This window comes from Streptomyces sp. NPDC002574 (genome assembly GCF_042889545.1).
Classification (GTDB): Bacteria; Actinomycetota; Actinomycetes; order Streptomycetales; family Streptomycetaceae; genus Actinacidiphila.
Map to the genome: position 1 here is coordinate 182,804 of NZ_JBIARB010000003.1, position 16,979 is coordinate 199,782.

Below are 16,979 nucleotides of genomic sequence, written 5' to 3' on the forward strand. Positions count from 1 at the left end.
GAGAGCGTGCCGTCTTGCGCAGAATACTGATCGTGGGAGCCGGGCAGTCCGGCCTCCAGCTGGCCCTGGGGCTGCAGTCCCACGGCTACGAGGTCACCGTCATGTCCAACCGCACGGCGGACGAGATACGCGAGGGGCGTGTCATGTCCACCCAGTGCATGTTCGACACCGCGCTCGGCCACGAGCGGGACCTCGGCGTCAACTTCTGGGAGGACCAGGCCCCGCGGATCGATGGCCTGGGCGTCTCGGTCGCCGCCCCCGACGGTTCCCGTCCGATCGACTGGGTCGGCCGGCTCGACGGGTACGCCCAGTCCGTCGACCAGCGCGTGAAGATGGCCGGCTGGCTGGAGACCTTCGGGCAGCGCGGCGGCAAGCTGGTCGTCCACGGTGTCACCGTCGGCGACCTGGACTACTTCTCCCGCGCCTACGACCTGGTGCTGGTCGCGGCCGGCAAGGGCGAACTCGTCTCGCTGTTCGGCCGGGACGCCGCCCGCTCGCCGTACGACAGCCCCCAGCGCGCGCTGGCCGTCGCCTATGTGCACGGCCTCGGCCCCCGCCCGGAGCACCCCGACTTCCACGCGGTGCGGCTCAACATGGTCCCGGGAGCCGGTGAGCTGATCGTCATCCCGGCGCTCACCACCTCGGGCCCCTGCGACATCCTGTTCTGGGAGGGGCTGCCCGGCGGCCCGCTCGACGTCTTCGGCGACGTGAAGGACCCCGCGGAGCACCTGCGCATCACGCTCGACCTGATGAAACGTCACCTCCCCTGGGAGTACGACCGGGCCCGCGACGTCGAACTGACCGACGCCGGCGGCACCCTGGCCGGCCGCTTCGCCCCGATCGTCCGCCACGCCGTCGCCGAACTGCCCTCGGGCGGCCTCGTCCTCGGCGTCGCGGACGTCGTGGTCGCCAACGACCCCATCACGGGCCAGGGTTCCAACAGCGCGTCCAAGTGCGCCGCCGCCTACCTCGCGGCGATCGTCGAGCACGGCGACCAGCCCTTCGACCGTGCGTGGATGGAGTCCGCCTTCGCCCGCTTCTGGTCCACCGCGGAGCCGGTCACCAAGTGGACCAACGCCCTCCTCGGCCCCCCGCCGGAGCACATCCTCGGCCTGATCGGCGCGGCCGGCCAGTTCCCCGCCGTGGCCGACCGCTTCGCCAACGGCTTCGACGACCCGTCCGACTACGAGTCGTACTTCTACGACCCCGAGAAGACCGCCGCCTACCTGGCCTCGGTCGCCGGCGCGTGACACTTCCCTGACCGGCCGCCAGGCCGTCGACGGCCCCGGTGCTTCCACCGGGGCCGTCGACGTCCCGCCGGGGCCGACCCTCGGCTGCGTACCGCGGGTGCGCCACCGGACCGGAAGGACGGGTCGGGCCATCGCACGTCCCCGGTGTCGCGGGACGGTCCGCGAGCCGGGGTGACGCCGGTAACCTGCCCGAATGACACGAGAGTTCGGCGAGATCTTGCGGGGCTTGATGAACAATCGCCGCCTGACACCGCGGGCCGTCAGCATAGCCTCGGGCCGGGCTCAATCGACCATCAATCAGCTGATGTCCGGCAAGGTATTGCCGACCGTTGAAATCATTCAGGATATCGGTCCCGTGCTGGGTATGTCGGCAGCTGACCTGCGCGTCATCGCCGGACTTCCCGATGGGCCGGCAACGGACCACCGTGCCCCCTATCGGGCTGCAGCGGAGATCGGCGGGCTTGTCTCAGCTGCCAGCCGACTCACCCGGGAGCAGGTAGAGGACCTGGTCGAGATCGCCCGCAGCTACCTGTCGGAAAGCGCTCATTGACAGGCGCGCGGCCTTCGGCACGTTCGAGCCCGCCCGGAGCGGCACAGCGACGGCGGGTACTCGATGGCATGGAGTGAGCGGCCTGTTCGCGAGCGCGTGAGCGTCCCGGTCGCTGAGGTCCGCGGGCTGCCAGTGCCCCCGGCCGCCGGCGGGGGTGGGTCAGCGGGCGAGGAACGGGACGAGTGCCGCGAGGAGTTCGGTGGGCGCGTCCAGCGCGATGAGGTGGGCCGCCGTGGGGAATTCGACCAGGGCGGCGCCGGGGATCTCGGCGGCGTAGCGGCGGGCGATGTCCTGGAAGTCGGCGACGTCGAGGCGCCCGAAGCCGACCAGCGTGGGGACGGTGATCGTGGCGACCTCGCGGTCCGTACCGCCCTGGGAGTGCTGCCCGACGGTCTCCTGATGCATCAGTGAGATCCGCATCGGCTCCCGGACCTGCTCGGCGAGTCCCGGGGCGACGTCCTCCCAGCCGCGGCTCGGACCGCGCAGCCACATGTCCAGGTTGACCTGGACGGCGGTGTCCAGGTCGCCCGCGGCCAGGGCCGCTGTCTCGGCCTCGTCGTACGCGACCATGTCCGCCGACCAGTCGTATCCCCGCCACGGCGCGGCGAGCATGGTCAGCGAGTGGACGCGGTCCGGGTGGGTGAGCGTGAAGTCCGCGGCCACGCGGCCGCCCCAGGACGCGCCGACGACCCGGACCCGGTCGTGACCGAGGTGGTCCAGGAGGCGGAGCAGGTCGTCGGTCTCGCTGAACGGGCCCGCCGGCGGCGGGGACTGGCCGAAGCCGCGCAGGTCGTACTGGATGACCGTGTGCCGCTCCGCGAGGGCGGGCGCGACCGCGTCCCACATGTGGTGGTCGGCGACGCCGGCGTGCACGAGGACCACGGGCGAGCCTTCGCCGGTGACGGTGTAGGAGAGATGGCCGAGATGATCACTGAGTATGGGCATCCGCGCATGCTCGCAGGTCCGCGCCGCGCGGGCCACCGAATTGCCGTCGGGGGCAGGACCGTTCGCGTGGAGCGGCCCCGCCCCGCATCCGGACGCGGGTGGTCAGCCGGTGACGTCGACCACGATCTTGCCCGCGGTGGCGCCGTGTTCGACGGCGGCGTGCGCCTCGGCTGCCGTGGCGAGGGTGAACCGCCGGGGGTCGACCCGCGGCCGCAGGGCCCCGGCCTCGACCAGGGCGGTTGCCTCGCGCAGGATCTCGCCGTGGTGCTCGCGCCCGCGGCCGGTGAGCAGGGGCAGCAGCGTGAACACCCCGGAGTAGCTCGCGCCGCGGAAGGACAGCGGCGCGAGGTTGTGGGTGCCCCAGCCCAGCGCGGTCACCACATGGCCCGTCCAGGTGCGCACGGCGGTGAAGGACGCGTCGAGCGTCTCGCCGCCCACCGTGTCGTAGACGATGTCGAAGCCCTCGCCGCCGGTGTGCTCGGCGACGTAGTCCTCGACCGGGGTCGTCGTGCGGTCGATCGGGGTGGCGCCGAGTTCCGCGATCGTCCGCAGGCTGTGCGGCGCCCCGGTGGCGAAGACCCGGGCGCCGCGGGCGTGCGCGAGCTGCACCGCGACATGGCCGATGCCGCCGGCGCCGCCGTGCACGAGCACCGTGTGGCCCTCGCGCACGCCCGCCCGGTCCACCAGGCCCTCCCAGGCGGTGACGAAGACCAGCGGCAGGGCGGCGGCCTCGCGCATGCTCAGGGCGGCGGGCTTGCGGGCCAGCAGCCGGGCGTCGACGGCCGCGTACTCCGCGAGGGATCCCTGCACGTCCCCGACGCCGCCGGTGAGCCCGTAGACCTCGTCGCCCGGGGCGAAGCCGGTGGCGTCCGGGCCGACCGCCTCGACCACGCCGGCCAGGTCCAGGCCCAGTACGGCGGGCAGCCGGCTGCGGGCGTGGGCGGCCTTCCCGGCCCGGATCTTGGCGTCCAGCGGGTTCACCCCGCCGGCCTCGACCCGGACCAGCACCTGGCCGGGGCCGGCCACCGGAACCGGGAGCTCGCCCAGGGTCAGGGGGCTGCCGAACTGCTCCAGCACCACCGCGCGCATGGTGGACATGGTCTCTCCAATCGAACAGACAGGTCTGTTTTGTTGTCCCGGGAAGGGAGCCCGCGTCCACGGGTGTGGACGAGGGCGGAGGGGGTCAGACGGCCGGCGGGCAGGCCCGCTCGACGACGGCGCGGGCCGCGGCCTTGGCGGCGGCCGGCATGGCGGGGTCCTGCTCCAGCCTGCCCGCCGCCAGCGTGCCGTCGATCAGCAGCGTCAGCTGCAGGGCCAGCGCGTCGGGGTCACCGGCCCCGGCCGCCTCGGCCAGGTCGCGCACCCACGCGCGGACGGTCCGTTTGTGCTCGGCGGTCACCTCGTGCGGCAGGCTGCCCGGCTCGCTCTCGGCGGCGGCGTTGATGAACGGGCAGCCGTGGAAACCGTGCCGCCGGTACGACGCGTCGACCGCGTCGAACAGGCCCACCAGTTGCTCGCGGGGGTCGTCGCCGGCCGCCAGCGCGGCGGCGCGCAGCCTGCCCCGCCAGGAGTCGTCGACCCGGCGCAGGTAGGCGGCGGCCAGCTCGTCCTTGGAGGGGAAGTGCACGTACAGCGTCGACTTGGCCACGCCCGACTCCGCGATGATGCGGTCGACGCCCACGCCGCGCAGCCCGTGGGCCGAGAACAACTCCTCGGCCGTGGTCAGGATGCGCTCGCGCGCCGGGGGGCGCTTGACCGTGGCGGGCATGCCGATCACCTGGTTCTGCCGGGGGCCCGGCGGGCCCGTCGCGGCAAAACTAACAGACAGGTCTGTCCGATGCGCGGTGACGCCGGTCACGCGGCGGGCGGCAGGCGGTCACGTGGCGGACGGTCACGTGGCGGGCGACAGGCGGTCGCGCGCCCCGTCAGGAGTCCTTCGCCGAATCCTGAGCGGTCGGCGGGACGTAGTGCTTCATCGACGGCTCGTCGGAGTCCGGGCGGACGGCCCCGAGGATCGGGTTGGCGGCGATGGGGGAGATCTTGACGAAGGTGCCGGGGCGGGGTGCCTGGATGACCAGGCCGTCGCCGATGTACATCGCCACGTGGGTGGCGCCGGGGAAGTAGATCACCAGGTCGCCGGGGCGCAGCAGGTTGAGCGGAATGTGCGGCAGCTGCTTCCACTGCTCCTGGCTGGTGCGCGGGATGGGAGTGCCCGCGTGCAGCCAGGCCTGCGAGGTGAGCCCGGAGCAGTCGTACGCCTTCGGGCCCTCGGCGCCCCAGACGTAGGGCTTGCCGATCTGCGCGTAGGCGAAGCTCAGCGCGCTGTTGCCGACCTTGGACGGTGCGAGCGAGAGGCTGCCGAGCTGCCCCGATCTCAGGAACGCCTCCTGGGCCCGGTCGATGCCCTGCTCCTCGAGGCGCTGCAGGTCGGCGAGCTGGGTGCCGGTCAGGCCGGCGAGGATCCGCTCGACTGTCGCGAGCTGCTTCTCGATCTCTTCCTTGGCGTCGCGCTGCTGGTCCGCGAGCTGCAGCGAGCCGTCCAGCGCGTGCTGCTGGGCGCGGCTGAGCGCGGCGATCCGCTTCTCGCCGTTCTCCAGCTGGGCGACCAGTTCGGCCTGGCTGCCGGCGGCGCGGTCGAGCATGTGCCCCTGGATGAAGGCGTCCTGCGGGTCGCCGCTGAGCAACAGGCTGAGGTAGGGGGAGACCCCGCCCTCCTTGTACTGCTCGCGGGCGAGTTGCCCGGCCAGGGCGCGGGCGTCGGCCAGCGCGGTGCGCTCCTCGGCGAGCTGGCGGTCCAGGCGGTCGGCCTTGCCGCGGTTCTCGTCGAGTTCGGACTCCGCCTGGTCGTAGGTCTCGGTGGCCTCTTCGGCCTTGAGGTAGAGGTCCTGCAGCCGCTCCAGCAGGACGACCAGGGTCGGGCCGCTGGGATAGGGGTCGTCGGGCATCGCGTGCGCGTTCTGCGCGGGCAGTCCGAGGGCCGCGGCGGCCAGCAGCGTCCCGCAGACGAGTGCCCTGCGCACCCACTCCTTGGGCCTGCTTGCTGCTGACATCCCTTCACCTCCGACTGTATTACCGGATGCTTGCCGGTAGATCCTTACATGATCGGGTCGGCTGCGACAGGGTGACCGGGCCGGAATGGGTGGCTCCGTGGTCATTGGAGCCACCCGTTTCCTCCGTGTCAGCCGAAGTACGAATCGAAGTTCTTCTGGAATTCCCAGTTGCCGAACTTGTCCCAGTTGATCGACCACGTCATCAGACCGCGCAGGCCCGGCCATGTTCCGTGCGGGGTGTACGAGCCGCAGTTGGTCCGCTTGGTCAGGCAGTCGAGCGCTTTGTCGACATCTGCCGGAGTTGTCCATCCGTTGCCCGCGTTGGAGGTCGCGGGCAGCCCGACGGCCACCTGGGAAGGTGCGAGCGCGGGGAAGACGTTGGCCGTGTTGCCCGCCACCGGGAAGCCGGTGAGCAGCATGTCGGTCATCGCGATGTGGAAGTCGGCCCCGCCCATCTGGTGGTACTGGTTGTCCAGGCCCATGATCGGCCCGGAGTTGTAGTCCTGGACGTGGAGCAGGGTCAGGTCGTTGCGCAGCGCGTGGATGACGGGAAGGTAGGCACCCGCCCTGGGGTCCTGCGCGCCGTTGGGGCCCGGGCCGTAGAACTGGTAGCCGAGCTGCACGAAGAAGGTCTCGGGCGCCATCGTGAGCACGAACCCGCTGCCGTACCTGGCCTTGAGGGTCTTCAGTGCGGAGATCAGGTTGACCACGACCGGTGTGGTCGGGCTCTTGAAGTTGGTGTCACCGGCGTTGAGGGAGAGCGAGTGGCCCTCGAAGTCGATGTCGAGACCGTCCAGTCCCCAGGTGTCGATGATCCCGGCGACGGAGGAGACGAAGGCGTCGCGGGCGGCGGTCGTGGTCAGCTGCACCTGGCCGTTCTGTCCGCCGATGGAGATCAGCACCTTCTTGCCCTGCGCCTGCTTGGCCTTGATCGCGGCCTTGAAGTCCGCGTCGGACTCCACGTTGGGGCATTCGGAGGCGGGGCAGCGGGTGAAGCGGATGTCGCCCGAGGTGGTCGTTGTCGGCTCGCCGAAGGCGAGGTCGATGTAGTCCCAGCTCGCGGGGACGTCGGCCATGCGCACATAGCCGGAGCCGTTGGCGAAGCTGGAGTGCAGGTAGCCGACCAGCGCGTGCGAGGAGGGGCCCGTCGGGGTGTCGGTCGGTGTGGGTGTCGGGGTGGGCGTCGGGGTGTCGGTCGGCGTCGGTGTCGGCGTGGGGGGCGTCGGGCCGCCCGGGCCGCTGAGCGAGACGTCGTCGGCCCAGAACGTGGGCTGGGCGTACCAGCCGTGGACGTAGACGGTCGCGCTCGTCTGGCTCGCCCCGGTCGTGAAGCTCACGCTGAGCTGCTGGTACGCCCCGCCGGTGCCCGGGGTCCAGGTGCTGGTCCCGCCGTCCACGCCGATGTAGACGTAACTGCCCTTGACCTGGGCGGAGTAGGTGTACGTCGTGCCGGGCGCCACGCTGACCGTCTGCTTGCACTGTGCGGTGCCGGACGAGCCCGGGCTGCCGGCGAGGGCCCAACTGCCGGTCTTCGCCTGGCCGGTGACCGCCTGGGTGGTGCCGGCGTCGCAGCTCCAGCCGGTCAGGTTGCCGTTCTCGAAACCGCCGTTGACCAGGAACTCACCCGCGTGCGCGGAGGGCGCGAGGGCGACCAGCCCGCCGATGGCGGCGGTGAGGGCGAGGGTCGCCGTCGCGGCGACGAGGGATCTCATGGGGACCGCTCCTTCGGGGGCGAGGAGATGTGCGCATGACAACCCGCAGCAAACAGGTCTGGACCAATCCTGTCAATGGTCCGGACCAGAATGCGGAACGGGTGCCCCCGGGAGGGGCCGGGCCGCGGCGGTCAGGCGCCCGGCTTCGACCAGGGCCAGCGCGGCTTCTCCGGCCGGTTGCCCTCGGGGTCGTAGACGAAGACCCACCGCGTACGGCGCTGCTCGCGCGTCCCGGGACTGGGCTCGCGGTGGTAGACGTGCACGACCGGGGCCGCGCCGTCCGGTTGCGGCACCGGCACCTCGTACACCTTCGGAGGCTGCCCGGTGATGCCGGTCAGCACCCCCAGCACGCGGCCGTCCAGCGGCCCCCCGACGAATTCCGTGTCCTCATGCCTCACGGGGTCAGAGTAGGCCCTCGGACGGGGCCCGTGTTCAGGGAATGGCAGGTGGGAGCAGATGTGCGACGGCCTGTGCGAGCGGCGCGACCCGGCGGGCGAGATCGCCGGCGGGGCTGCCCGGGCTCTCCCGGCCCAGGGCGGCCAGCGCGACGTCGGCGGTCTCCTGGTCGGTGGTGGAGCTGACCAGCAGCAGCGCCGTGAAGTGGTCGACCAGCCACCGCCGCAGCTCGTGGGCCGGCGGCTGCTTGCCCTCGTCGAGCCAGGTCAGCGACACCGCCTCCACGCTCGCGATCCACGAACGCACCATCATCGCCAGCCGCGGACCCGGTGCCGGGGCGCCCAGGTGCAGGAGGATCTGCTCGGCGGCGCTGCGCCGCACCTCGTCCACGATGGCGCCGGTGCGGCTGGTCTCGGCGACGCTGCCGCCGCGCAGCAGCGCGGAGTACGCGGCGTCGTGCTCGTCCACGTACGACAGGTAGCGGTCCAGCGCGTTCGACAGGCGCTGGGTCATCTCGCCCGCCGCGGGCTCCACGAAGCAGTCCCGCAGCTCGTCGGCGGCATTGCGCATGGCGGCCTCGTAGAGCTGCTGCTTCCCACCCGGGAAGTAGCGGTAGACCAGGGGGCGGGAGACGCCGGCGGCGGCGGCCACGTCGTCGACCGAGACGTCCTCGGGGCGGTGGTGCCCGAAGAGGTCCACGGCGGCGGCGAGCAGCTGGGTACGGCGCTGCTCGACGCTCAGCCGGCGGTAGGCGGGGGCGGCGGGCGCCGGCGTCGAACTGCCGTTCATGACGGCCAGCGTATCCGGCCCGCCCGCCGTCCTACCCGAGAAGACCCGAGCTGCGCCACATCCGGCGTACCCCGGGGCCCTCGAACATGCCGACGTCCTCCAGGAAGTCCATCAGCTTCTTCGCCGCCTGCCGCATCACGTCGCGGCGGTGCGGGCTGGTGCGGGCCAGCTCGGCGGCGTACCGCGGGTCCAGCCCCACCGACGCGTACACCTGCGGGCTGATCAGCGACCGGGCGATGACCCGGGCGGCCTCGGCGGAGGAGACCCGGGTGAAGGCCAGCTCCCAGCGCGGCGCCGTGGCCATCTGCCGGCGCAGTTCCTCGCGGGCGTAGCGGATGTGCCGGGCCTCCTCGACCACGTGGATGCGGGTCACGCCGCGGGTCAGCGGCTGCACGCGCTCGTCCGGGAAGGTCAGGCGCTGCATCCAGTCGAGGATCTCCTCGGCCAGCAGGGTGCCGGTGAAGGCGCCGGGCGTGGTGGAGACGGTCTTCAGCACCCGGCCGAGGTTGTGGTCCAGCCGGGTGGGCCGGTAGACGGGCGTGCCGAGCCGGGTCACCAGCCGGGCGAACATCTTCGAGTGGCGGCACTCGTCCGCGATCTCGGTGAGCGCGTAGCGCACGTGCTTGCTGGTGGGGTCCAGGTCGAAGGAGTGCCGCAGCAGCAACTGCATGAGGATGATCTCGAACCAGATGCCGATCGAGGCCAGCGAGGCCGCTTCGTGCCTGCTCAGCTCGATCCGCTGCTCCTGCGACATGTGCTTCCACAGCGGGGTGTCGTACAGGGAGCACAGCTCGGGCGGCCAGAACCACGCGCCGTCCTCGAAGGGGGCGTCCCAGTCGAGCTCGGTGTCCGGGTCGAAGGAGTGCTTCGCGGAGGCGTCGAGCAGCCGCTCCGCCACTTTTTCTCGCGTTGCAAGAGGGGTGCCAGCGGTCATGCTCTTATGAGACTGTGTGTCAGCAAGCTCGTCAAGAGTCGAGGAGGCGCCAATGACGGCGCAGGACCACCTGTGGGAGATCCCGGCCTCCGGAGCCGCCCGCTTCTCCTGGGAGTACGACGACGGGCGCGACCGGCTGCTCGCCCTCTACCAGAAGGGCAAGGACAAGCAGTGGGACGCGGTCACCCGCATCGACTGGGACATCGAGGTCGACCCGTACGACCCGCTCGGCGTCCCGGACCAGAACCTGACCGTCCACGGCACGTCCCACTGGGACAAGATGTCCGAGCAGAACAAGCGCGACCTGCGCCGCGCCTACGCCTCCTGGCAGTTCAGCCAGTTCCTGCACGGCGAGCAGGGCGCCATGGTCTGCGCCGCCCGCATCGTGGAGTCCGCCCCCGATCTCGACGCGAAGTTCTACTCCGCGACCCAGACCATGGACGAGGCCCGGCACGCCGAGATCTACTCGCGCTTCCTGCGCGAGAAGGTCGGCATGGTCTACCCGATCAACGACTCGCTCCAGGCGCTGCTCGGCGACACCCTGCGCGACTCCCGCTGGGACATGCCCTACCTCGGCATGCAGGTGCTCATCGAGGGCCTGGCGCTGGCCGCCTTCGGCATGCTCCGCGACACCACCGACAAGCCGCTGCCCCAGCAGATCCTCGCCTACGTCATGCAGGACGAGGCCCGGCACGTGGCCTTCGGGCGGATGGCGCTGCGCGACCACTACCGGCAGCTGTCCGACGCCGAACTGCGCGAGCGCGAGGAGTTCGTCATCGAGGGCTGCTACCTCATGCGCGACCGGCTGCGCGGCGCCGAGGTGCTGGAGGACTTCGGCATCCCGCGCCAGGAGGCCGAGGAACTGAGCGAGCAGTCACCGTATCTGACGCTCTTCCGGAAGCTGCTGTTCAGCCGCATCGTGCCGTGCGTGAAGGACATCGGGCTGTGGGGCGAGCGGCTGCAGCGCGCCTATGTCGACATGGGCGTCTTCGAGATGGGCGACTCCAACCTCGACCTGCTCATGGCCCAGGACGAGGAGATCGCCGAGAAGCTGGACGCCGAGCGCTTCGCCAAGGAGGAGGACGCGCGGGTCGCCGAGGTCGCCGACGCCATCGCGCTGGGCGGGGAGTGACAGGGGGCGGCCCTCTCACCCCCGCCCCAGGACCGCCTCCATCACCGCGCGGGCGACCGGCGCCGCGTTGCCGCCGCCGCTGATGTCCGCGCGGTCCGCCGCGGCGTCCTCCACGACGACGGCGACGGCGACCCGCGCGGGGCCGCCGGCGGAGTCCTTGGCCCAGGCGATGAACCAGGCGAAGGGGGTGCCGCGGTTGTTCTCGCCGTTCTGCGCGGTGCCGGTCTTGCCGCCGACCACGGCGTGCGGGATGGCGGCGTTGCCACCCGTGCCGGAGCGGACCACCTCGGTCATCATGGTCTGCATGTCCCGGGCCACCACCGCGTCCATGACCTGCCCGTAGGCCCGGTCGCCGGTGAGCGCGACCGGCAGCCCGGAGCTGTCGGTGGTGCGGTCCACCAGGTGCGGGTACATCAGCGTCCCGTCGTTGGCGACGGCCGCGGCGACCATCGCCATCTGCAGCGGGGTGGCGCGGGTGTCGTACTGGCCGACGGAGGACAGCGCCAACTGCGCGTCGTCCATGCGGCGGTCGAAGACGCTGACCGCGGCGTGCGAGGGGATGCCGAGGGAGTCGTCGTTGAAGCCGAAAGCCTCCGCGGTCTCCCGCATCGCGGTCAGGCCGACGTCGTCGCCCAGCTTGCCGAAGACGGTGTTGCAGGAGATGGCGTACGCGTACAGCAGCGGCGCGTCCTCGCAGTCCTCGGCGTCCGACTCGTTGCGCAGCGAGGTGGTCGAGCCCGGCAGGCGGTACGGGTTGGGCGAGTCGGTCGGTTCCTCGATGTCGGTGATCGTGCCGCTGTTCAGCGCCGCCACGGCGGTCACGGTCTTGAACGTCGAGCCCGGCGGGTACGTCTGCCGCAGCGCCCGGTTGAGCATCGGCTGGTCGCGGTCGGAGGTGAGGGACACCCACGCCGCGGCTGCCCGCGGTCCGGTCCCGGCGATCCGGGCCGGGTCGTACGAGGGGGCGCTCACCAGCGCCAGGATCCGGCCCGTCAGCGGGTCCAGGGCCGCGACCGCGCCCTTCTTGCCGCCCAGCGCCTCGTACGCGGCCCGCTGGGCGGCCGGGTCGATGGTGGTGCGGACGTCGCCGCCGGGCTGCGGCTGCCGGGTGACGGCGTTCCACACCGGCAGGGTGGCCAGCTGCGGGGACGTGCCGGACAGGATGGCGTCCTCGGCGGCCTCCAGCAGCGTCGTGCCGTACGTCTGGGACGCGAAGCCGGTGACGGGCGCGTACAGGGGGCCGTCGGTGTAGGAGCGCTCGTACCCGAGCGGGCCGTCGGTGGGGCGGGAGCCGGTCACCGCGTGCTTGCCGGCGAAGATGTCGCCGCGGGGCCGCTCGTAGCGGGTGACGGCCACCCGGCGGTTGGCCGGGTTCTCGTTGTAGGACGGGGCGCTGAAGACCTGCAGCCGGGTCGCGTTCACCAGGAGCGCGACGAAGAGCAGCATGCAGAAGGCGGCCGCCCGGCGGGCGTGCGGGATCACCCCGGCACCACCGGGACCGGGCCGGGGACCGGCCGCCGGGCGGTGTCGCTGAGCAGCACCAGCAGCGCGACCATCACCCAGTTGGTGACGACGGAGGAACCGCCCTGCGCCAGGAAGGGCATCGGCATGCCGGTGAGCGGGATCAAGTCGGTGACCCCGCCCGCGATCACGAAGACCTGGAGCGCCCAGATCGAGGCCAGCCCGATCACCAGCAGCCGCCCGAACGGGTCGCGGACGGCGAGCCCCGCGCGGTAGCCGCGCGCCACGAGCAGCCCGTAGAGCAGGAAGAGCGCGGTCAGCCCGGTCAGCCCCAGCTCCTCGCCCGCGGTGGCCAGTACGAAGTCGGACTTGGCGGCGAAGCCGATGAAGACCGAGTGCCCCTCGCCCAGGCCCGTCCCCAGCAGGCCGCCGGCGGCGAACGCGAACAGCGACTGCGCCAGCTGCCCCGGCCCCTGACCGGCCTCGATGCTCGCGAACGGGTGGAGCCAGTCCTGCACCCGGGAGTGCACGTGCGGTTCGAGGGAGCCGACCAGGAACGCCCCCGCGCCCGACAGCAGCAGCCCGATCGCGATCCACCCGGTCCGCCCGGTCGCGACGTACAGCAGGATCACGAACAGCCCGAAGAACAGCAGGGACGTGCCCAGGTCGCGCTCCACCACCAGCACGCCCACGCTGATCGCCCAGACCGCCAGCACCGGCCCGAGCACCCGGCCGGTCGGCAGCTGCAGCCGCCGGAAGCGCCAGATGTGCCGGCCGGTGTACGCCAGCGCGCTGCGGTTGTCCGCCAGGTACGCGGCGAAGAACACGGCGAGCAGCACCTTGGCGAACTCGCCCGGCTGGAAGGACAGTCCCCCGAAGCGGACCCAGAGCTTCGCGCCGTTCACGGCCGGGAAGAGGATCGGCGCGATCATCAGCGCGAGCGCGGCCACCACGCACACGTACGCGTACACGGCCAGCGACCGGTAGTCCCGCAGACCGAGGACGACCAGGAGGAACAGCGCCACGCCGGCCCCGGACCAGACCAGCTGGGCGGGCGCGGCGGAGTCCGGGGTGGACAGGTCCAGGCGGTGGATCAGCACCAGGCCCAGGCCGTTGAGCAGCACCGCGATCGGCAGCAGCAGCGGGTCGGCGTACGGCGCCCGCAGACGGACGGTCAGATGTGCCAGCAGCGACAGCGCCCCGAGGGCGGCCCCGTAGCCCGCGGCGCCGGGCGGCAGGGTGCCGTCCCTGGCCAGGCCTACGTCGCAGTAGCCGTACACCGAGATCAGGACCGCCCCGCACAGCAGCCCCAGCTCCACACCGCGGCGGCGGTGCGGCGGCGCGACGGGCCCGGGCTCCTCCAGGCTCCGCCGGGGGGACTCCCACTCGGGCGAAGCGCTGGGGGAGGGTGCACTCATGGGCGAAAGGTATCAAAGGGACATTTCTTTCAGGTCCTCCCGGCACTGTCGGTGGGGGCCGCTACCGTGACGGCATGACCCACAAGGCGCCGACCTCCTTGTCCGAGCTCCCGTACGCGCAGGTGCTCGAGCCCTTCACCGAGCCCCGCCTCTTCGTCGAGGAGCGGTACGACACGCTGCACTTCGCCGGGCTCACCCTCGACGACCAGGACGCGGGCGGCGCCCAGTTCCTCGAGTGCGCCGTCACCGACTCCGTCCTGAACGGCGGCAGCCTGCGCCGCGGGCGGCTCAACGAGGTGTGGCTCCAGGGCGACCGCTTCGTCGGCACCTCGTTCGCCGAGACCAACTGGACGGACGTCACCGCGGACTCGTGCGTGTTCGCCGGGGTCGAGGCCTTCGGGGCGGTGCTGCGGCGCGTGGTCTTCCGCCGCTGCAAGTTCGACTCGGTCAACCTGCGCAGCGGCTCGCTCCACGAGGTCGTCTTCGAGGACTGCGTGCTGCGCGACGTCGACCTCGGCGGCGCGCGGCTCAAGGAGGTCTCCTTCCCCGGCACCCAGCTCGAACGGCTGCGCATCGGCCACGCGGAACTCCGGGCCACCGACCTGCGCGGCACCACCGTGCTCGACATCGCCGACGGCCACGAGTACCTGCGCGGTGCCGTCATCGGCAGCGCCCAGCTGCTGGACCTCGCCCCGGCCCTGGCGGCCGCCCTCGGCATCGAGGTCCGCGACGACGACAAGGGCGCCCGCCGCTGACCGGGGCTCGGCGGGGAGGACGCGTTCGCGCCGACACGGTGGGAGGACAGCGGCGGAATCCGCGCCTCCGCCGGAGAATCGCGTGCATGGGAAAGACCTATGCACGCATCGACGGCCGCCTGCGCGCCTTCATCGAAGAGCAGAAGATCTTCTTCACCGCCACCGCCCCCCTCGCGGGCGACGGCCGGGTCAACCTCTCGCCCAAGGCCCTCGACGGGTCCTTCGCGCTCCTCGACGACCACACCTTCGCCTACGCCGACCTCGGCGGCAGCGGGGCGGAGACCATCGCCCACCTCCGGGAGAACGGCCGCATCACCTTGATGTGGTGCGCCTTCACCGGGCCGCCGACCATCGTGCGCGTCCACGGGCACGGCGAGGCGGTGCTCCGCGACGACGCCCGCTGGGACGAGCTCATCCCGTCCTTCTCCGACGACGTCCGCAAGCGGACCGACGTGCGCGCGATCATCGTCGTCACCGCCGAACGCATCAGCGACAGCTGCGGGTTCGCCGTGCCGTACATGGACTTCCGCGAGGAGCGGGACCTGCACACCCAGCGCTTCTCGCGCGAGACCGACGAGTCCTTCAACGACTACTGCGCCGCCAAGCCCTACGTCGGGGTCAGCCTCGACGGGCTCCCCGGCCTCCCGCTCCCGCTGCCTCCGCGGACCTCGTGACCGCCTGAGCCGGCGCGGGGCGCGGGGCTCAAGTCGGCTCGGGACGGTGGTGATTGGGGCGCATGGGCGATTCCCGAACGCGCTCTTGCGGCGACAGGATCCCTCTGTCGTACTTGTACGGCCGTATGTCCGGAACCGGAGAGGTGGTCCCCCCATGCCCGTACGGCCCGTACGAGGTCGCCACCGCAGACCCCAGCCGCCCGGCCGCCTCTCGCAGATGTCCGTGGCCGTGACGGCCGCGTCCGGTGCGGGGCTGGCGCTGCCGCTGATCGCCGCGACCGGCGCGGGGGCGGCGACGGCCGGGACCTGGGACAAGGTCGCGCAGTGCGAGAGCAGCGGCAACTGGAGCATCAACACGGGCAACGGCTACTACGGCGGGCTGCAGTTCACGCCGTCGACGTGGAAGGCGTACGGGGGGACGAAGTTCGCCTCACGCGCCGACCTGGCCACCAAGGGCCAGCAGATACATGTCGCGGAACGCGTGCTGGACGGGCAGGGGCCCGGTGCGTGGCCGGTGTGCTCGCAGCGCGCGGGGCTGACGCGCGGCGGCCCGGAGCCCCGGACGGAGATCCCGGCGCAGAAGAAGACGCGCACGGAACGGCCCGCCGCACACGAGCGGGTGACGGAGCATCAGCCGGACAGCCACGACGCGTGGTACCGGGTCGTCAGCGGCGACACCCTCTCCGGCATCGCCGAGGAGCAGGAGGTACGCGGCGGCTGGTCGCGGCTCTACGAGGCGAACCGCCCGGTCGTCGGCGCCGACCCCGACCTCATCTTCCCCGGCCAGGAACTGGCGCTGCCCGGCGCGGGGACCAAGGCCGCACCGCACACCAAGCCGCCGGCCACGTCCGGTGCGAAGTCCGGCACAAAGCCCGCTACGAAGGCCGTCCCCAAGCAGAAGCCCGCGGCGAAGGCCAAGCCCGCGGCCGCCGCCACCACCTTCGTGGCACCGGTCAGCGGATCACTGGGCACCCCCTACCACCGCGCCGGCGCGCACTGGGCCAGCGGATACCACACCGGGCAGGACTTCCTCGTGCCCACCGGCACCTCGGTCAAGGCCGTGGCCGCCGGCACCGTCGTCGAGGCGGGCTGGGGCGGTGCGTACGGCTACCAGGTGGTGATCCGGCACGCGGACGGGATGTACACCCAGTACGGCCACCTCTCGTCACTGACCGTACGGGCGGGCCAGTCGGTGTCCGCGGGCCGCCAGGTGGGCCGCTCCGGGTCGACGGGCAACACGACCGGGCCGCACCTGCACTTCGAGGTGCGCACCGGCGAGGGCTACGGGACGGACGTGGACCCGGTGGCCTGGATGCGCCGGCACGGGGTGCGGATGTAGCGGGACGGGGCGGCCCGTCAGGACCGCCCCGGGGGCACGGCCCGGCGTCGCGTCAGCGTTCGCGCTCGACCAGGTCCTTGAAGCGCCGCAGGTCGTCGCGGACCGTGCGTTCGATCGCGCTGACCTGGGCGAAGCCCTTGGGACCGCCGAACGCCTCGCGCACCTCGCCGGCGTCGTACTCCATGCGGACCTGCACCCGGCTGTGCTGCTCGTCGATCGGCAGGACCGAGCACGTCCCGCTGATCTCCGGGGTGCCGCTGGTGCGCCAGGTCATCTCACGGGTCGCCCCCCGCGCCTGCGGCCGGTCGGAGATCTCCGTGCCGATGGAGGCGTCGTCACCGCCGCCGCGGGCCACCTCCAGACGGGCCCTGCTCTCTCCCTCGGCCGTGGCGTCCAGGACGCCGCCGACGAACTGCGGATACTCACCCACGTCGTGCAAGTGCTTCCATGCCACCTCGGACGGAACGCCGAGGTCGATCTGTTCCTCGAGTCTGCTCATGGGCTGCCACCTGCCTTCCTCCCTCCAGCCTGCGCCCGTGGCGTCGCCCCCGCCAGGCTGTCCGCCCCGCCCCCG

At 72.1% G+C, this 16,979-nt stretch carries 17 protein-coding genes; 6 read left to right on the plus strand and 11 right to left on the minus strand.

The window, feature by feature from the left end; translation table 11 throughout:
* Positions 1 to 14: 14 nt before the first annotated feature.
* Both ACFYXS_RS07780 and ACFYXS_RS07785 read left to right on the plus strand, forming a co-directional pair.
* Positions 15 to 1,250 (plus strand): styrene monooxygenase/indole monooxygenase family protein, encoded by a 1,236-nt coding sequence (locus tag ACFYXS_RS07780; protein WP_389245030.1) that lies wholly within the window; start codon positions 15 to 17, stop codon positions 1,248 to 1,250.
* A gap of 193 nt (positions 1,251 to 1,443) precedes the next feature.
* Entirely contained in the window at positions 1,444 to 1,800 is a 357-nt protein-coding gene (locus ACFYXS_RS07785) for a helix-turn-helix domain-containing protein (protein WP_389245032.1), read from the plus strand.
* A 159-nt stretch (positions 1,801 to 1,959) separates the two neighbouring features.
* Here ACFYXS_RS07785 and ACFYXS_RS07790 read toward each other — a convergent pair whose 3' ends face one another.
* The 8 genes from ACFYXS_RS07790 to ACFYXS_RS07825 form a co-directional block, all read right to left on the minus strand.
* Positions 1,960 to 2,745, minus strand: a complete 786-nt coding sequence (locus ACFYXS_RS07790) for an alpha/beta fold hydrolase (RefSeq protein ID WP_389245034.1) — start codon at positions 2,743 to 2,745, stop codon at positions 1,960 to 1,962.
* A gap of 102 nt (positions 2,746 to 2,847) precedes the next feature.
* Positions 2,848 to 3,843 carry a zinc-dependent alcohol dehydrogenase family protein gene (locus ACFYXS_RS07795; RefSeq protein ID WP_389245036.1) on the minus strand — a complete coding sequence of 332 codons (996 nt, stop codon included), beginning with the start codon at positions 3,841 to 3,843 and terminating at the stop codon, positions 2,848 to 2,850.
* A gap of 85 nt (positions 3,844 to 3,928) precedes the next feature.
* Positions 3,929 to 4,513, minus strand: coding sequence for a TetR/AcrR family transcriptional regulator (locus tag ACFYXS_RS07800; protein WP_389245038.1), 585 nt, complete (start codon positions 4,511 to 4,513; stop codon positions 3,929 to 3,931).
* Between the two features lie 157 nt (positions 4,514 to 4,670).
* A complete protein-coding gene (locus ACFYXS_RS07805) occupies positions 4,671 to 5,795 on the minus strand; it encodes an NlpC/P60 family protein (protein ID WP_389245040.1) in 1,125 nt (374 codons plus the stop codon).
* Positions 5,796 to 5,923: 128 nt separating this feature from the next.
* Positions 5,924 to 7,507 carry a chitinase gene (locus tag ACFYXS_RS07810; RefSeq protein ID WP_389245042.1) on the minus strand — a complete coding sequence of 528 codons (1,584 nt, stop codon included), beginning with the start codon at positions 7,505 to 7,507 and terminating at the stop codon, positions 5,924 to 5,926.
* A gap of 131 nt (positions 7,508 to 7,638) precedes the next feature.
* The gene (locus ACFYXS_RS07815; protein ID WP_319660024.1) at positions 7,639 to 7,905 is read right to left on the minus strand and encodes a hypothetical protein; all 267 of its coding nucleotides are present in this window, start codon (positions 7,903 to 7,905) and stop codon (positions 7,639 to 7,641) included.
* A 34-nt stretch (positions 7,906 to 7,939) separates the two neighbouring features.
* Positions 7,940 to 8,692: a TetR/AcrR family transcriptional regulator gene (locus ACFYXS_RS07820; protein ID WP_389245045.1), complete on the minus strand. Its 753-nt coding sequence runs from the start codon at positions 8,690 to 8,692 to the stop codon at positions 7,940 to 7,942.
* Between the two features lie 31 nt (positions 8,693 to 8,723).
* Complete coding sequence (locus tag ACFYXS_RS07825; protein ID WP_389245047.1) at positions 8,724 to 9,626, minus strand: diiron oxygenase; 903 nt, start codon at positions 9,624 to 9,626, stop codon at positions 8,724 to 8,726.
* A 52-nt stretch (positions 9,627 to 9,678) separates the two neighbouring features.
* Here ACFYXS_RS07825 and ACFYXS_RS07830 point away from each other — a divergent pair, with 52 nt between their 5' ends.
* Entirely contained in the window at positions 9,679 to 10,758 is a 1,080-nt protein-coding gene (locus tag ACFYXS_RS07830; RefSeq protein ID WP_389245049.1) for a ferritin-like domain-containing protein, read from the plus strand.
* Between the two features lie 15 nt (positions 10,759 to 10,773).
* On the opposite strand, the gene ACFYXS_RS07835 is transcribed toward ACFYXS_RS07830, so the two are convergent.
* Together ACFYXS_RS07835 and ACFYXS_RS07840 are read right to left on the minus strand one after the other, a co-directional pair.
* The gene (locus tag ACFYXS_RS07835; protein WP_389245051.1) at positions 10,774 to 12,240 is read right to left on the minus strand and encodes a penicillin-binding transpeptidase domain-containing protein; all 1,467 of its coding nucleotides are present in this window, start codon (positions 12,238 to 12,240) and stop codon (positions 10,774 to 10,776) included.
* Positions 12,237 to 13,637 (minus strand): FtsW/RodA/SpoVE family cell cycle protein, encoded by a 1,401-nt coding sequence (locus ACFYXS_RS07840; RefSeq protein ID WP_389245053.1) that lies wholly within the window; start codon positions 13,635 to 13,637, stop codon positions 12,237 to 12,239. The genes ACFYXS_RS07835 and ACFYXS_RS07840 overlap by 4 nt, the downstream gene beginning before the upstream one ends.
* 74 nt (positions 13,638 to 13,711) lie before the next feature.
* On the opposite strand from ACFYXS_RS07840, the gene ACFYXS_RS07845 reads away from it, so the two are divergent.
* The 3 genes from ACFYXS_RS07845 to ACFYXS_RS07855 all read left to right on the plus strand — a co-directional run bounded on the left by ACFYXS_RS07845 (position 13,712) and on the right by ACFYXS_RS07855 (position 16,405).
* On the plus strand, positions 13,712 to 14,392 hold the full coding sequence (locus tag ACFYXS_RS07845) for a pentapeptide repeat-containing protein (protein WP_389245055.1): 681 nt from the start codon (positions 13,712 to 13,714) through the stop codon (positions 14,390 to 14,392).
* Positions 14,393 to 14,478: 86 nt separating this feature from the next.
* Complete coding sequence (locus tag ACFYXS_RS07850; protein WP_389245057.1) at positions 14,479 to 15,066, plus strand: pyridoxamine 5'-phosphate oxidase family protein; 588 nt, start codon at positions 14,479 to 14,481, stop codon at positions 15,064 to 15,066.
* 154 nt (positions 15,067 to 15,220) lie between these two features.
* Positions 15,221 to 16,405, plus strand: coding sequence for a transglycosylase family protein (locus ACFYXS_RS07855; protein WP_389245059.1), 1,185 nt, complete (start codon positions 15,221 to 15,223; stop codon positions 16,403 to 16,405).
* A gap of 52 nt (positions 16,406 to 16,457) precedes the next feature.
* Here ACFYXS_RS07855 and ACFYXS_RS07860 read toward each other — a convergent pair whose 3' ends face one another.
* Complete coding sequence (locus tag ACFYXS_RS07860) at positions 16,458 to 16,904, minus strand: SRPBCC family protein (RefSeq protein WP_389245061.1); 447 nt, start codon at positions 16,902 to 16,904, stop codon at positions 16,458 to 16,460.
* Between the last annotated feature and the right edge of the window lie 75 nt (positions 16,905 to 16,979).

Excerpts from the sequence above, each read along its gene's own strand:
- ACFYXS_RS07785 (WP_389245032.1), top strand. The coding sequence starts at position 1,444 with ATGACACGAGAGTTCGGCGAGATCTTGCGGGGCTTGATGAACAATCGC.
- ACFYXS_RS07855 (WP_389245059.1), top strand. The coding sequence starts at position 15,221 with ATGCCCGTACGGCCCGTACGAGGTCGCCACCGCAGACCCCAGCCGCCC.
- ACFYXS_RS07795 (WP_389245036.1), bottom strand. The coding sequence starts at position 3,843 with ATGTCCACCATGCGCGCGGTGGTGCTGGAGCAGTTCGGCAGCCCCCTG.
- ACFYXS_RS07805 (WP_389245040.1), bottom strand. The coding sequence starts at position 5,795 with ATGTCAGCAGCAAGCAGGCCCAAGGAGTGGGTGCGCAGGGCACTCGTC.
- ACFYXS_RS07800 (WP_389245038.1), bottom strand. The coding sequence starts at position 4,513 with ATGCCCGCCACGGTCAAGCGCCCCCCGGCGCGCGAGCGCATCCTGACC.
- ACFYXS_RS07845 (WP_389245055.1), top strand. The coding sequence starts at position 13,712 with ATGACCCACAAGGCGCCGACCTCCTTGTCCGAGCTCCCGTACGCGCAG.
- ACFYXS_RS07790 (WP_389245034.1), bottom strand. The coding sequence starts at position 2,745 with ATGCCCATACTCAGTGATCATCTCGGCCATCTCTCCTACACCGTCACC.
- ACFYXS_RS07860 (WP_389245061.1), bottom strand. The coding sequence starts at position 16,904 with ATGAGCAGACTCGAGGAACAGATCGACCTCGGCGTTCCGTCCGAGGTG.
- ACFYXS_RS07820 (WP_389245045.1), bottom strand. The coding sequence starts at position 8,692 with ATGAACGGCAGTTCGACGCCGGCGCCCGCCGCCCCCGCCTACCGCCGG.
- ACFYXS_RS07850 (WP_389245057.1), top strand. The coding sequence starts at position 14,479 with ATGGGAAAGACCTATGCACGCATCGACGGCCGCCTGCGCGCCTTCATC.
- ACFYXS_RS07810 (WP_389245042.1), bottom strand. The coding sequence starts at position 7,507 with ATGAGATCCCTCGTCGCCGCGACGGCGACCCTCGCCCTCACCGCCGCC.
- ACFYXS_RS07840 (WP_389245053.1), bottom strand. The coding sequence starts at position 13,637 with ATGAGTGCACCCTCCCCCAGCGCTTCGCCCGAGTGGGAGTCCCCCCGG.
- ACFYXS_RS07830 (WP_389245049.1), top strand. The coding sequence starts at position 9,679 with ATGACGGCGCAGGACCACCTGTGGGAGATCCCGGCCTCCGGAGCCGCC.
- ACFYXS_RS07825 (WP_389245047.1), bottom strand. The coding sequence starts at position 9,626 with ATGACCGCTGGCACCCCTCTTGCAACGCGAGAAAAAGTGGCGGAGCGG.